Origin of the sequence: Nocardia sp. (assembly GCF_025465275.1) — a bacterium.
GTDB lineage: Bacteria > Actinomycetota > Actinomycetes > Mycobacteriales > Mycobacteriaceae > Nocardia.
The window spans coordinates 1-14,550 of sequence record NZ_JAODNK010000127.1 but is presented as its reverse complement, the minus strand read 5'-3'; the positions used below and the strand labels follow the sequence as shown (position 1 = coordinate 14,550).

9 protein-coding genes are annotated in these 14,550 nt (G+C 67.9%); 8 read left to right on the top strand and 1 reads right to left on the bottom strand.

Translation table 11 applies throughout. The annotated features are described in order from the left end of the window. The first annotated feature begins 27 nt into the window (after positions 1 to 27). Positions 28 to 3,123 (top strand): NAD-glutamate dehydrogenase domain-containing protein, encoded by a 3,096-nt coding sequence (locus JWN03_RS27570; RefSeq protein WP_297621163.1) that lies wholly within the window; start codon positions 28 to 30, stop codon positions 3,121 to 3,123. Here JWN03_RS27570 and JWN03_RS27565 read toward each other — a convergent pair. Continuing rightward, positions 3,107 to 4,633, bottom strand: coding sequence for a PucR family transcriptional regulator (locus tag JWN03_RS27565; protein WP_297621161.1), 1,527 nt, complete (start codon positions 4,631 to 4,633; stop codon positions 3,107 to 3,109). The two genes, JWN03_RS27570 and JWN03_RS27565, sit on opposite strands and share 17 nt — an antisense overlap. Positions 4,634 to 4,774: 141 nt before the next feature. On the opposite strand from JWN03_RS27565, the gene JWN03_RS27560 reads away from it, so the two are divergent. The 7 genes from JWN03_RS27560 to JWN03_RS27530 all read left to right on the top strand — a co-directional run bounded on the left by JWN03_RS27560 (position 4,775) and on the right by JWN03_RS27530 (position 14,342). Then, positions 4,775 to 6,205 carry an aminobutyraldehyde dehydrogenase gene (locus JWN03_RS27560; protein ID WP_297621158.1) on the top strand — a complete coding sequence of 477 codons (1,431 nt, stop codon included), beginning with the start codon at positions 4,775 to 4,777 and terminating at the stop codon, positions 6,203 to 6,205. A gap of 42 nt (positions 6,206 to 6,247) precedes the next feature. Continuing rightward, positions 6,248 to 7,588 carry a 4-aminobutyrate--2-oxoglutarate transaminase gene (gabT, locus tag JWN03_RS27555; protein ID WP_297621155.1) on the top strand — a complete coding sequence of 447 codons (1,341 nt, stop codon included), beginning with the start codon at positions 6,248 to 6,250 and terminating at the stop codon, positions 7,586 to 7,588. A gap of 13 nt (positions 7,589 to 7,601) precedes the next feature. After that, positions 7,602 to 9,059, top strand: coding sequence for an NAD-dependent succinate-semialdehyde dehydrogenase (locus JWN03_RS27550; RefSeq protein WP_297621153.1), 1,458 nt, complete (start codon positions 7,602 to 7,604; stop codon positions 9,057 to 9,059). Between the two features lie 139 nt (positions 9,060 to 9,198). Continuing rightward, entirely contained in the window at positions 9,199 to 10,761 is a 1,563-nt protein-coding gene (locus JWN03_RS27545) for an APC family permease (RefSeq protein ID WP_297621149.1), read from the top strand. Positions 10,762 to 10,810: 49 nt separating this feature from the next. Then, positions 10,811 to 11,776 (top strand): nitrilase-related carbon-nitrogen hydrolase, encoded by a 966-nt coding sequence (locus JWN03_RS27540; protein ID WP_297621145.1) that lies wholly within the window; start codon positions 10,811 to 10,813, stop codon positions 11,774 to 11,776. Next, positions 11,776 to 12,819, top strand: a complete 1,044-nt coding sequence (locus JWN03_RS27535) for an agmatine deiminase family protein (protein ID WP_297621142.1) — start codon at positions 11,776 to 11,778, stop codon at positions 12,817 to 12,819. Before JWN03_RS27540 ends, JWN03_RS27535 begins: the two co-directional genes overlap by 1 nt. A gap of 161 nt (positions 12,820 to 12,980) precedes the next feature. Then, positions 12,981 to 14,342: a flavin monoamine oxidase family protein gene (locus JWN03_RS27530; protein ID WP_297621139.1), complete on the top strand. Its 1,362-nt coding sequence runs from the start codon at positions 12,981 to 12,983 to the stop codon at positions 14,340 to 14,342. The last annotated feature ends 208 nt before the right edge of the window (positions 14,343 to 14,550 follow it).

The window sequence follows — 14,550 nt, the reverse complement described above, 5'->3', positions numbered from 1 at the left end:
TCCGGTGACGCGCAGGGAGTTGAACAGATGTTTCGCGGAGCAGCGATCGGCACGCTGGACGAGGATCGAATCGACGCCGCCCCGCGGCTCGAATTCGATTCGATCGATGCGCAGCGGCCCGGGGCGCGGCTGATCTGGCGCGGTGCGCCGGCCTCGCTGACCGAGCTGATCGATATCTTCTCCGCCCTGGGCCTGCACGTCACCACACACGATGTGCACACCGACGGCGCGGACACCGTGCACCGATTCACGTTCCGGCCCACGGCTTTCGAGCTGACGGAGCCGACCGCCGAACTGCTGTCCGAGGCGTTCGCCGCCGCGGCCACGGGGGTGCTGGAGATCGACGGTTTCATCGGTTTGATCGGCGCGGCCGGGCTGACCTGGCGCGACGCCCTGCTGATCCGGGCGGCCTGCCGATACCTGCGACAGGCCGGACTGCGACTCGGCGGTCCGACGATGACCGAGATCCTCACCGTCCATGCACAATTCGCGCGGGCGTTCGTGGCGCTGTTCCGTGCGCGATTCGATCCGGCGGGCGGCGGCGATATCGCGGCGGCGGATGCGGAGGCGCGCCTGCGGCTCGAGGCCGCGACCACGCTGCCCGAGGATCAACTGTTGCGCGGTCTGCACACCTTCTGCGCAGCGGTGCTGCGCACCAATTGGTTTCAGCCGAGCCGCCTGGTCGCCGCCTTCAAGATCGACCCGTCCCGCCTGTCGATATCGGGCCCGATCACGCCGTATCGCGAGATTTTCGTGCATGCCCGGCAGGTGGAGGGCAGCCATGTGCGCGGCGGCGTCATTGCCCGCGGCGGGCTGCGCTGGTCCGATCGCGCCGATGATTTCCGCACCGAGGTGCTGGGCCTGATGAAGACCCAGACGGTGAAGAACGCGGTGATCGTGCCGATGGGAGCCAAGGGCGCCTTCGTGGTTCGCGGCCCGATCGCCGATCCCGCCGCCGCCGCGAACGCCTACGCGGCCTTCATCGGCGGCCTGCTCGATATCACCGACAATATTGTGGACGGCACCATCGTCCCGCCCGCGCACACCGTCGTATACGACGATCCGGACCCGTACCTGGTGGTCGCCGCGGACAAGGGCACCGCCCGCTTCTCCGATCTGGCCAACAGCATCGCGATGGCGCGCGCCTTCTGGCTCGGCGACGCCTTCGCTTCCGGCGGCTCCACCGGATACGACCACAAAGCTCTGGGCATTACCGCCCGCGGCGCCTGGTGCTCGATTCGCCAGCACTTCGCCGAGCTCGGCCTGGACCCCGACACTCAGCCGTTCACCGTGGCCGGTATCGGCGATATGTCCGGTGATGTGTTCGGCAACGGCATGCTCGAGACCGACCGGATCCAGCTGGTGGCGGCCTTCGACCACCGCCACATCTTTCTCGACCCCGATCCCGAGCCCGAGCTTTCACACCGGGAGCGCCGCCGCCTGGCCGGACTGGAACGCAGCAGCTGGGCCGACTACGACCGATCCGTCATTTCCGAGGGCGGCGGCGTCTGGCCACGCTCGGCGAAATCGATTCCGCTGTCCCCGCGGGCACGCCGGTTGCTCGGCGTCGAAGCCACGAAACTGCCTGCACACGAAGTCATTCGGGCGATTCTGAGCGCACAGGTGGATCTGCTGTTCAACGGCGGCATCGGCACCTATGTGCGGTCGAGCGGCGAACTCGACTCCGAGGTAGCCGATCCGACCAATGACGACGTGCGGGTGACTGCGGATCGACTGCGCTGCAAGGTGATCGGCGAGGGCGGCAATCTCGGCCTCACCCAGCGCGCGCGGATCGAGTTCGCCCGGGCGGGCGGCAAGGTGAACGCCGATTTCATCGACAATGCCGCAGGTGTGGCCACTTCCGATCGCGAGGTCAATCTCAAGATCGCGCTGGCGTCCGCGGTGACCGAGGGCCTGGTGACCGAGCCGGAACGCGATCGCCTGCTCGCCGCCAATGCCGACGCCGTGGCGCAGGCGGTGCTGGCCGACTGCGACCGCCAGGCGCTGGCCATCAGCCTGGCCGAGGCCCATGCGCCGTTCCTGATCGACCGGCACGGCCGATTGATCGAAAACCTGGAGCAGGCAACGGATCTGGATCGTTCCGCCGAGTTCCTGCCCGCCCCGGCCGAACTCACCGCCCGGCGCCGCGCCGGAGCCGGTCTGGTCCGCCCGGAGATCGCGGTGCTGCTGGCCATGGCCAAGAATCTGGTGCGCGAGGAACTGCTCGCCTCCGACGCCCTCACGGATCCGGTCGTCGCGGGCACGCTGGCGGGCTATTTCCCGGAGGACTTCCGCATCCTGCTGGGTGAGCGGCGCTTGCGCGAGCATCCGGTGGCCCGCGAGATCGTGGCCGTGTCCGCGGCCAATCAGGTGATCAATCGGGTCGGCCCCGGCATGATCCACCGGCTGGACGAGCGGTTCGGCACGGGTACCGCACAGATCGTGCTGGCGTGCACGGTCGTCGATACCGTGCTGGATGTCGACCGCTGGTGGCGCGACGCGCTCGCGCTGCCCGGTGTCACCCCGCAGCTGCGGATGAGTGTGCTCAACGGTATTCAGGATGCGGTCGAGCAGTCCACCGCGTGGCTGCTGGCCAAGCGCACGGCCGTGTCCTGGTCGGCGGAGATCGAACTGCACGCCCCGGTGGTCGCCGAGCTGATCGCGGTACTCCCCCGCCCCGGCGGCCATCCCGGCCGGGATCTGGCGAATCTGCAACTGCTGGCGCAGGCGCTACCGCTGAGCGCTACCGCCCGGCGCACCGGCCTGCCGGTCGCCTTGATCGCCCAGACCTATCGGGAACTCGGCGGGTCCATCGGACTCGATTGGCTGGCAACAACTTTCGCCACAACGCCGACCGGAGATCATTGGGAGACGCTGGCCACGGCGGTGCTCGCCGACGAATTACAGTCCCGCTGGCACGCTTTGGCGGCCGCGGTGCTGGCGAACGCCGCACCCACCGACTCCGCGCACGATCTCGTGTCGGCCTGGCAGGCCACGCCGGCCGCGGTCCGGCTGCTGGATCTGGTGAGTCAGCTGCGCCGCTCCGCGACCGCCGATATCGCCCGATTGTGTGTGGTGAACGCGGAATTGGCCGCGGCGGCCGGGATCAGCGGCGGGCGATGATCGCCAGCAGCAGTTCGGCCCGCACCCGCGCCACATCCAGCTGACACCCGAGCACCGATTCGATCTTCGCGACCCGGCTGCGCAGGGTGTGCCGGTGCACACCCAGCGCGGTGGCCGCGGTCTCCCACTGGCCGTGCGCCTCCAGGTAGGCGCGCAGTGAGGCGATGAGGTCGGTGCCGTGCCGCTCGTCGTAGTCGGCGAGCGGCGCCAGCATGGCCTCCGATATGGCGCTCAGCATCCGCTGGGCTTCCGGGAGCGTCAGCAGGGTCTGCCCGGCGAGCGACGCGAGTTCCAAGGGGCGACCGCCGGGCAGGGCCGCCGAGGAGGCCAGCTCGGCATGCTCGATGGCTGTGGCGAAGCGCCGCAACAGATGCGGGGCGCTGAGTCCCGCCCGAATGGCGGCCCGCTCGCTGTCGGGCAGTGCGGCCAGCAGCTGTTCGGCCGTCTCCTCGGTATCGGAACCGGGCAGCAGCACCGCGACTCGATCACCCGAGATGCGGGCGAACAATTGCCGGTTGTGCGGATGCAGTTGTTCGTCGACGGCTTCGCCCACCTGCGCCGCCGCCTCCGGCGAAGCGCACCACAGCACCAGGGCGCGGACCCTGCCGGAGCGATCGGCGGCCGGGGCCAGGTGCCGCCACAGGGTTTCGAGGTCGCCCGGCTCGTTCAGCAGCATCGCGATGGCCTGAGAATTCAAGTGGTTCTGCGCGATTCGCAGCCGGGCCGGCTTTTCGAAGTCCAGGGCCAGCAGCGAGCTGGCATGCCCCAGCAGCACCTGATCGACCGAGCTGAGCGGCGTGGCGGTCACCACCGCCAGATGCCCGTGCACCGTCTGCCCGGCCGTAATGGCTTGCAGCGCAATGATTTGCCCCGAGGCGGTGTGGATGACACCGCTGCCCGCACCGTCGCCGCGAGTACTGAGGAATTCGCCGATGCGCTCGGCGACCTCGGTCGTGGCCCGGCCCGGATGCGAGTCGGATATCGCACCGTCCGCGCCGGCGACCACCACGGTGGCCGAAAGTGCCGCCGACAGTTCCCTGATCACCGCACCCATGCCCTGGATGGCAGCCCGGGTCATGCGCGGCTGGGCGCGGGAGGCCCGCAGCACCTTTTCGTACTCCTGCTCGGCGAGCCGCTGCATGACCTTCTTGGTGATGGCCCCGAAGGGTGTCGGCAGCGGCACCTCGAACAGCGGCAGGCCGAGCGCATCGGCCGCCTCGACCAGATCCGCGGGCACCGTCTCATGGGAGAGGCCGACGCCGAATCCGACCCCCGCGACTCCCGCCGCATCGAGTTCCGTCAGATAGCGCAGCCGATCGGCGCCACTGAGTGGCAAACCCATGCCGGTGGTCAGCACCAGCTCCCCGCCGGAGAGCCACTTTTGCGGTTCGGTGAGCTCGGAGGTGAGGGCCAGCGTGATGTTGCGACCCAGCCCGGCACTGCCGCCCTTCAGCACCAGATTCAGCTCGGGCTGGGACAGCACCCACCGGACCGGAATTCCCGTACTCACAGCGCTCCTACAGCAAACTGGACAAATCGTCGAAACCTGATTCTGCCGCCACTCCGATGCGGCAGGTGACGCGGGGGTGTGTCGCACAGCACACTGGCTTGCAATCGAGCAATACCGGAACGCAGGGAGAACTCGCACACTATGACGACGCAGCTGCTTCGCAACTACATCGACGGCCGGTTGGTCGCCGCCACCGCGTCGGAGTCGTTCGAATTGATCAGCCCGGTCGATGAGACGGTGACCGGCCGCAGCCCGATCTCCGATGCCGCCGATATCGATGCCGCCGTGGCCGCCGCCCGGCGCGCCTTTCCGGCCTGGCGCTCCGCCACGCCCAGCCAGCGACAGGCCGCGCTGCTGAAGCTGGCCGACGCCCTGGAGTCCAATTCCGAGGCCCTGGTCGAGGCGCAGTGCCGCGATACCGGCCAGCCCAAGCATCTGGTCGCCTCCGAGGAGGTGGCCACCGGAGCCGATCACCTGCGCTTCTTCGCAGGTGCCGCACGCCTGCTGGAGGGCAAGTCGGCCGGCGAGTACATGACCGGATTCACCTCGTACGTGCGCCGCGAGCCGGTCGGCGTGATCGGTCAGGTGACACCGTGGAACTACCCGCTGATGATGGCGATCTGGAAGATCGGCCCGGCACTGGCCACCGGAAACACCGTGGTGCTCAAGCCGAGTGACACCACACCGGGCAGCACTCTGCTGCTGGCCGAGCTGTCGAAGGGCATCCTGCCCGACGGCGTACTCAATGTCGTGCTCGGCAATGCCGCCAGCGGCGCCGCGCTGGTGGGCCATCCGGACCTGGACATGGTGGCCATCACCGGTTCGGTGCGGGCGGGCATCGCGGTGGCGACCGCGGCGGCCGAGCAGGTCAAGCGCGCGCACCTCGAACTCGGCGGCAATGCTCCGGTCGTGGTGTTCGGGGACGCCGATCTGGCGCTGGCCGCCGATCGCATCGGCGATGCCGCCTACTTCAATGGCGGTCAGGACTGCACGGCCGCGACCCGGGTGCTGGTGCACGAGTCGGTGCACGACGATTTTGTCGACGTCCTGACGAAGAAGGCGCAGTCGGTTCGCCCTGGCCTGCCCGACGATGTGGACGCCGCCTACGGCCCGCTGAACAATATCCGCCACTTCGAGTCCGTCACCGGCAAACTCGCATCGCTGCCGCCGCACGCCACCGTGCGCACCGGCGGCACCCGGATCGGCGATGCCGGTTTCTACCTGGCCCCGACCGTGGTCACCGGGGTGCGCCAGGACGATCCGATCGTGCAGGAGGAGATCTTCGGCCCGGTCATCACCGTGCAGACCTTCTCCGACGAGGCCGAGGCGATCCGGCTGGCCAATGATGTCGTCTACGGCCTCGCCTCCAGTGTCTGGACACGCGATCACGGTGTGGTGCAGCGGGTTTCGGCGGCACTGGACTTCGGTGCGGTGTGGGTGAACTGCCATATCCCGCTGGTGGCGGAGATGCCGCACGGCGGATTCAAACGCTCCGGCTACGGCAAGGACCTGTCCGCCTACGGCGTCGAGGACTACACCCGCATCAAGCACGTCATGAGCGCGCACGACTGATTTTCGAGTCGTCCCCAATCCCTCTTCCGCAGAAAGACTTTCATGACCGAGATCAGCTACCGGCTCCCGCAGCGGCGGGAATTGCACACCGCCCTGCCGGGTCCCCGCTCGCAGGAACTGACCCTGCGTCGCAAGGCCGCTGTCGCCGCCGGTGTCGGCTCGACCGTCCCCGTGTACGCGGCGGACGCGGACGGCGGCGTCATCGTGGATGTGGACGGTAATTCTCTCATCGATCTGGCCGCCGGTATCGCGGTCACCAATGTCGGCGCTTCGCATCCGAAAGTAGTTGCGGCGGTGCGTGATCAGATCGAGAAGTTCGCGCATACCTGCTTCATGGTGACCCCGTACGAGGCCTACATCCAGGTCGCCGAACAGCTCGCCGAGCTGACCCCGGGCGATCACGAGAAGCGCAGCGTGCTGTTCAATTCCGGCGCCGAGGCGGTGGAGAACGCGATCAAGGTGGCGCGCTTGGCCACCGGTCGCACCGCGGTGGTCGCCTTCGATCACGCGTACCACGGCCGCACCAACCTGACCATGGCGCTGACCGCGAAATCCATGCCGTACAAGGCACATTTCGGCCCGTTCGCCCCCGAGGTCTACCGCATGCCGATGTCGTACCCGTTCCGCGACGGCGGCCTCGACGGCGCTGCCGCGGCGCGCGAGGCGATCTCGCGGATCGAGAAGCAGATCGGCGCGGATTCGGTGGCGGCCGTCATTATCGAACCGATCCAGGGTGAGGGCGGATTCATCGTTCCCGCACCGGGATTCCTGCCTGCCCTGGCCGAGTGGGCGCGCACCAATGGCGCGGTGTTCATCGCCGATGAGGTGCAGACCGGCTTCGCCCGCACCGGCGACTGGTTCGCCTGCGATCACGAGGGCGTGGTCCCCGACATCATCACCATGGCCAAGGGCATTGCGGGCGGTATGCCGCTCTCGGCGATCACCGGCCGGGCCGAGCTGCTGGACGCCGTGCACGCGGGCGGCCTGGGCGGCACTTACGGTGGCAATCCGGTGGCCTGCGCCGCCGCACTCGCTGCCATCGAAGCCATTCGTGACCATGATCTACCCGCCCGCGCCCGCCACATCGGCGAAGTGGCGCTGGCACGCTTCGATGAACTGGCACACCATGTTCCGGCCATCGGCGACGTGCGCGGCCGTGGCGCCATGCTGGCGCTGGAGTTCGTGCGCCCCGGCACCACCGAACCCGATGCCGCGCTCACCGCCGCCGTCGCCGCCCGCTGCCTGGAGCAGGGCGTCATCACCCTCACCTGCGGCACGTTCGGCAATGTGATCCGCCTGCTGCCACCGCTGGTGATCAGCGACGAACTACTCGACGAGGCGCTGACGGTGTTGTGTACCGCCATCAGCGATCTCGCCGCCTGATCGAGGGAAAACGATGTCCGAATTCGACCGTATTCGCGCGCAGATCCCCACCGGCCTGTGGATCGACGGCGCAGCCGTTCCCGCGGCCGGCGGCGCGAGGTTCGCGGTGACCGATCCCGCCACCGGCGACCTGCTCACCGAGGTGGCCGACGCCGGGCGCGAGGATGCGCTGCGCGCCCTCGACTCGGCCTGCCGGGTCCAATCCGACTGGGCCGCAACGGCTCCACGGGAGCGCGCGGTCATTCTGCGCCGCGCCTGGGAGATCCTGATCGAGCGCACCGAGGACCTGGCGCTGCTGATGACCTCGGAGATGGGCAAGACCCTCCCGGAGGCGCGCGGCGAGGTCGCGTACGGCGGCGAGTTCCTGCGCTGGTTCAGCGAGGAGGCGGTCCGCATCGGCGGCCGGTACACCCAGGCGCCCGCCGGCAACGGCCGGATCCTGGTGACCCAGCAGCCGGTCGGCCCGTGCCTGGCCATCACACCGTGGAACTTCCCGCTGGCCATGGGTTCTCGCAAGATCGCCCCGGCCTTGGCCGCCGGTTGCACCGTGATCGTGAAGCCCGCCGAGGACACTCCGCTCACCATGCTGGCCCTCGCCGATATCCTCGCCGAGGCCGGACTGCCGGCGGGTGTGCTGTCGGTACTGCCGAGCAGCGATGCCGCCGAGGTCACCGCACCCCTGCTCGCGGACCCGCGCCTGCGCAAGGTGACCTTCACCGGTTCCACCCGGGTCGGCAAGCTGCTGCTGCGCCAGGCCGCCGACAATGTGCTGCGCACTTCGATGGAGCTGGGCGGCAATGCCCCGTTCATCGTGTTCGAGGACGCCGATCTGGACCAGGCACTGGCCGGGGCGATGGCGGCGAAGATGCGCAATGGCGGTGAGGCGTGCACGGCGGCAAACCGTATCTACGTGCACAATTCGATCCGGGCCGAGTTCGCCGCGCGGCTGGCCGAGAAGATCGGCGCACTGCGTGTCGGTCCCGGCCACGAGCCGGGTGTGGAGCTGGGACCGCTGATCAACGAGCGGCAGCGCAATAGCGTCACCGCCCTCGTGGACGATGCGGTCGCGGCCGGAGCCGTGGTGCGCACCGGCGGTAAGCCGATCGACGGGCCCGGCTGGTTCTTCCAGCCCACCGTGCTCGACGAGGTGCCGCGCACCGCACGCATGCACCGCGAGGAGATCTTCGGCCCGGTCGCCGCCGTCTACGGTTTCGACACCGAGGACGAGGTGGTGGCGGCCGCCAATGACACCGAATTCGGTTTGGCCGCTTACTTTTACACGCAGAATCTGGATCGGGTGCTGCGCGTGTCCGGCGCTCTCGAAGCCGGCATGGTCGGCGTCAATCGCGGCGTCATCTCCGATCCGGCGGCCCCGTTCGGCGGCATCAAGCAGTCCGGTCTGGGCAGCGAGGGCGGGTCCGAGGGGATCAGCGAATACCTCGACACCAAATACGTCGCGCTCACGCACTGACGTCATCCTCCGGCACACCGGCCCCTGCGCCGGACCACGTGCCCACCCGATCGTCTGGTGATCGGTTCTCCACCGCGGCGCGGTGCCGGTGGTAGCCACATGGCTTCCACCGGTACCAGACCCAGTACCGGGAGCTTGCATGCTCGTGCAGAATGCCCCAGAGGCGGACGCCTCGCCCCACAGCGGCAAGGGATTGGCAACCAACAAGGTCGGCACGCTCGCCGGCGCCATCCTGAGTATTGCGTCCATCGCGCCCGCCTACACCACGACGGCCAGCATGGGCCTGATCGTGGCCGCGGTCGGATTGAAGATGCCCGCACTACTGATCGCCGGGTTCATCCCGATGTTCCTGGCGGCCTACGCCTATCGCGAGTTCAGCGCCGAAACCCCCGACTGCGGAGCCTCGTTCACGTGGTCGGCACGGTCACTGGGCCCCTATATCGGCTGGATGGCCGGGTGGGGTTCGGTGATCGCGGTGGTGATCGTGCTGGCCAATATCGCGGCGGTGGGTGCGGAGTTCCTGTACCTGTTCATCGGGCGGCTGGCGCATTCGGAGTACATCGCCACGCTGGGTGACGACAAGCTGATCAATATCCTGACCACGCTGGCGTTTCTGGCGGCGGCCGGCTGGGCGGCCAGTCGCGGGATCAGTTCCAGCGAGCGGGCACAGTATGTGCTGGTCGGTTTCCAGCTCGCGGTGCTGCTGCTGTTCGCGGGTGTCGCACTCGCCAAGGCCATGACCGGGGATGCGCCGTCCGGGTTGAGTTTCAGCATGGACTGGTTCAACCCGCTCACCGGACTCACGCTGGGCGCCTTCGCCATCGGCCTGATCGGCTCGGTATTCATGTACTGGGGCTGGGACACCGCGCTCACCCTGGGCGAGGAGTGCAAGGATCCCAAACGCACGCCGGGCCGGGCCGGGCTGCTGTCCATCCTGACCGTGCTGGGCACCTATCTGCTGTTGGCGGTCGCGCTCATGTGGTACGCCGGTATCGGCGATACCGGTGTCGGCCTGAGCAATCCCGGAACCGCCAGCAATGTCTTCGGCGCGCTGGCCGAGCCGGTGATGGGCGGTGCGGGCGAGCTACTGCTGTTCCTCGCCGTGCTGGTCTCCACCATTGCCAGCCTGCAGGCGACCTTCCTGCCCGCGGCGCGCGCCATGCTCGCCATGGGTACCTTCAAGGCGCTGCCGAGCCGATTCGCCACCGTCCATCCGGCCTATCAGGTGCCCCGCTTCGGGACCGCGGTCGCCGCGGTGGTGGCGGGCGGTTTTTACGCGGTGACGGCGCTGCTTTCGGAGCATGTGCTGCTGGATACCATTGCCGCCCTTGGCATCATGATCTGCTGGTACTACGGGATCACCGCCTTCGCCTGTGTCTGGTACTTCCGCAAGCACTGGTTCGCCTCGGCGCGCGATTTCATGTTCAAGCTGCTGTTCCCGCTACTCGGCGGAACCATGCTGCTGGCGGTCTTCACCATCTCGGTGCGCGAGAGCCTGAAGCCGGAAGTCGGCAGTGGCGCTTCGATTTTCGGTATCGGACTGGTGTTCTACCTGGGCTTCGGGATTCTGGCGCTGGGTGCGGTGCTCATGCTGATCATGCGCTGGCGGCAGCCGGAGTACTTCCGCGGACAGACCCTCCCCCGGGCGGTATCGGGTGACCCCATGCCCGTACCCGCCGAACCGCACCTGAGCACGCTGTAGCGAAACCTGCTTTCTGCCAAACACTTCGACGATCAGATCCGGAGTAGCCGTGAACGTCATCACCTGTTTCGAACCGCCCGTCTCGCATGCCCGAGTCGCCGATCCGGTGCGCCCGCCGCTGCGGGTCGCCCTGGTCCAGCATCAGTGGCAAGCCGATGCCGGAGCCTTGCAGGCCGAGTTGCTCGAGGGCATCACCCGCGCAGCCGATGCGGGAGCCAAGGTGGTCTTCCTGCCCGAACTGACATTGAGCAAGTACCCGGCATTTGTGCGCGGCGGCGAGAACCCCGGAGCGAATGCCGAGGAGCTGGCCGGCGGGCCCACCTTCACCTTCGCCGCGAAGGCGGCGATCGACCACGGCGTCTTTGTGCACGCCTCGCTGTACGAGCGCGCCGAGCAGGGCGACGGCCTGGGGTACAACACGGCAATCCTGGTGTCCCCCACCGGAGAACTGGTCGGCCGAACCCGCAAGCTGCACATTCCGATCAGCGACGGGTACTTCGAGGACACCTACTTCCGCGCCGGCCCGGCCACCGACGAGGCCTACCGCCCGCACGGCCATCCGGATCTCGGTGACGCCCGCATCGGCATGCCGACCTGCTGGGACGAGTGGTTCCCGGAGGTCGCGCGGATGTATTCGCTGGCCGGGGCGGATCTCATCGTCTACCCGACCGCCATCGGCTCCGAGCCCAGCTTCCCGGCCTTCGACACCCAGCCGCTGTGGCAGCACGTGATCGTGGGCAACGGCATTACCGCCGGCACCTTCATGGTGGTGCCCAACCGTTTCGGCGACGAAGGCGACATCACCTTCTACGGCTCCTCATTCATCTCCGATCCGTACGGCCGCATTCTGGTGCAGGCCCCGCGCGACGAATCCGCCGTGCTGGTAGCCGATCTGGATCTCGACCAGCGCAAGGACTGGCTGACCCTGTTCCCGTTCCTGGACACCCGCCGCCCCGACACCTACGGCCGCCTGACCGCACCGGTGGATCAGGCGAACCCGTTCGGGCAGGCGTGATGTCTCAGGACGCGATCACGCAGTGGCGCATGCCCGCCGAGCACGCGCCGCACCGCCGCACCTGGATGGCCTTTCCCCCGGCGGGTTCGGAAATCACCGCCACCCCGGAGGCCGTCGATGAGGCCCGCGCGGCGTGGACCGCCGTGGCGCACGCCGTCGCTCAATTCGAACCGGTGTCGATGGTGGTCGACCCCGCCGATATCGCGGCGGCCCGCCGCATGCTTTCCGCGGCAATCGATATCGTCGAAGCCCCGCTGGACGACGCCTGGATGCGCGATATCGGCCCGACCTTCGTGCACGCCGCGGACGGTTCCGTCGCGGCCGTCGACTGGGTGTTCAATGGCTGGGGCCAACAGGATTGGGCGCGCTGGGACAATGACCGGCAGATCGGCAAGGTGGTTGCCGAGGCCGCCGGAGTGCCGGTCATCGATTCGCCGCTCGTGAACGAGGGCGGCGGTATTCAGGTGGACGGCGCGGGGACGGTCATCGTCACCGAGACCGTGCAGCTGGATCCCTACCGCAATCCGGGGCTGACCAAGGACCAGGTGGAGGCCGAGCTCCGGCGCACCATCGGCATCGACACCGCGATCTGGCTGCCGCGCGGCCTGTGGCGGGATTCGCAGCGCTTCGGTACCCGCGGGCACTCCGATATCGTGGCCGCGCTGCCGTCCCCGGGTGTGGTCCTGGTGCACGATCAACGAGACCCCGCGCATCCCGACCACGAGCTCAGCGGCGAGATCAGGAAGCTCTTCACCGCCGAGACCACCTCCACCGGACAGCCTTTCGAGGTCGTCCCGGTGCCCGCCCCGCGCGCCCTGCGGGACGAGGAGGGGTTTGTCGACTACAGCTATATCAATCACTACGTGTGCGACAACGCGGTGATTCTGTGCGGGTTCGACGATCCGAACGATGCCGAGGCGGCCGCGGTACTGGCCGAGGTTTATCCCGGTCGCACCATCGTCACCGTGGATGCCCGTCCGATTTTCGCCCGCGGCGGCGGCATCCACTGCATTACCCAGAACGAGCCACTACCCGTTCACTGACGACCCGGACGGCACACCACTGTGACGAATCACGCCACGGTGGCGAATGAGGGGCCGTCCGGTTCGCCAGACTGGCGCGGGCAAGCCCGTGACCGGACGCACATACTGGAATAGCAACCTTCGGGTTATCCGAGACACCCGATGTTCAACAAGGAGCTTTCGTGCCTGTCATCACTCGTGACGTCGTTGTCATCGGCGCCGGACCGTCCGGTCTGACGGCCGCCGCGGAACTGCACAAGGCCGGACTTTCGGTAGCCGTGCTCGAGGCGCGCGACCGTGTCGGCGGCCGCACCCGCACCGGCGATATCGACGGTGCGATGATCGAGATCGGCGGCCAGTGGCTGTCCCCGCATCACACCGCCGCGCTGGAACTGGTCGAGGAACTCGGCCTGCAGACGTTCTCGCGCTACCGCGACGGTAAATCGGTGTACCTGGCCGCCGACGGTGTCCGGCACCAGTTCACCGGCGACGTCTTCCCCGCACCCGAGGCGACCGCCAAGGAGATCGACCGGCTCCTGCAGCTGCTGGACGGCTTGGCCGCCGAGGTCGGCGCGGAGGAACCGTGGGCGCATTCGCAAGCAGCGGAACTGGATTCGGTGCCCTTCAGCATCTGGCTGGAGCAGCAGTCGGCGGACGAATACGCCCGCGAGACCGTCGCGTTCTACGTCGCCGGCGCCATGCTGACCAAACCGGCGCATACCTTCTCGACCCTGCAGGCGCTGCACATGGCCGCCGCACAGGGCTCGTACACCAACCTGGCCACCGATACCTTCATGCTCGACAAGCGCGTCATCGGCGGCATGCAGCAGGTATCGCAGCGGCTGGCCGCGGTGATCGGCGACGATGTGCACCTGAATTCGCCGGTGCGGCGAATTCAGTGGTCCGACAACGGGGTCACCGTCTTCGCCGATGGCGATCTCGAGGTGCGGGCCGACCGTGTCATCCTGGCCGTACCGCCGAACCTCTACTCCTGCATCAGTTTCGATCCCCCGCTGCCGCGCCGCCGCCACCAGATGTACCAGCACATGTCCTTCGGCTTCGTGGTGAAGGTGCACGCGGTGTACCCGACCCCGTTCTGGCGCGAAAAGGGTTTGTCCGGAACAGGTTTCAGCGATACCGATATGGTCTCGGAGATCTACGACAACACCAACCACGGCCTGGACAACGGCGCACTGGTCGGATTCATCGCGCACGAGCAGGCCGACACCTACTTCTCGATGGACCCTGAGGAGCGCAAGCAGGCGGCGCTGGACTGCCTGGTCCGCTACCTGGGCCCGGAGGCCGCGAACCCGGCCGTCTTCTACGAATCCGACTGGGGCGCAGAGGAATGGACGCGCGGCGCCTACGGCGTCAGCTTCGACCTCGGCGGCATGACCCGCTACGGCCACGACCACCGCGATCCGGTCGGCCCCATGCACTTCGCCTGTTCGGACCTCGCGGGCCACGGCTTCCAGCATGTGGACGGCGCGGTGCGCATGGGACGCCGCGCGGCCGCGGCCATCGTGGCGACACGCCCCGCCTGAATCATTTCGACAGGCTGAATCGGCTCAAAAGAAGACGCGGTCCGGACCACCCTCAGGTCCGGACCGCGTTTTCTTTTACCGCCTACCAAGCGGGAAGTCGACGCCTTCCGGCGAGCACATCACGCACGAGATCATCGTAGGCATCGGACAATTCAGCCAAATGGTGCCAAGTGCCATGCAGCATTTCATCATTGGCGTCGAGGGTCAT

Excerpts from the sequence above, each read along its gene's own strand:
- JWN03_RS27570 (WP_297621163.1), top strand. The coding sequence starts at position 28 with ATGTTTCGCGGAGCAGCGATCGGCACGCTGGACGAGGATCGAATCGAC.
- JWN03_RS27560 (WP_297621158.1), top strand. The coding sequence starts at position 4,775 with ATGACGACGCAGCTGCTTCGCAACTACATCGACGGCCGGTTGGTCGCC.
- gabT (WP_297621155.1), top strand. The coding sequence starts at position 6,248 with ATGACCGAGATCAGCTACCGGCTCCCGCAGCGGCGGGAATTGCACACC.
- JWN03_RS27550 (WP_297621153.1), top strand. The coding sequence starts at position 7,602 with ATGTCCGAATTCGACCGTATTCGCGCGCAGATCCCCACCGGCCTGTGG.
- JWN03_RS27545 (WP_297621149.1), top strand. The coding sequence starts at position 9,199 with ATGCTCGTGCAGAATGCCCCAGAGGCGGACGCCTCGCCCCACAGCGGC.
- JWN03_RS27535 (WP_297621142.1), top strand. The coding sequence starts at position 11,776 with ATGTCTCAGGACGCGATCACGCAGTGGCGCATGCCCGCCGAGCACGCG.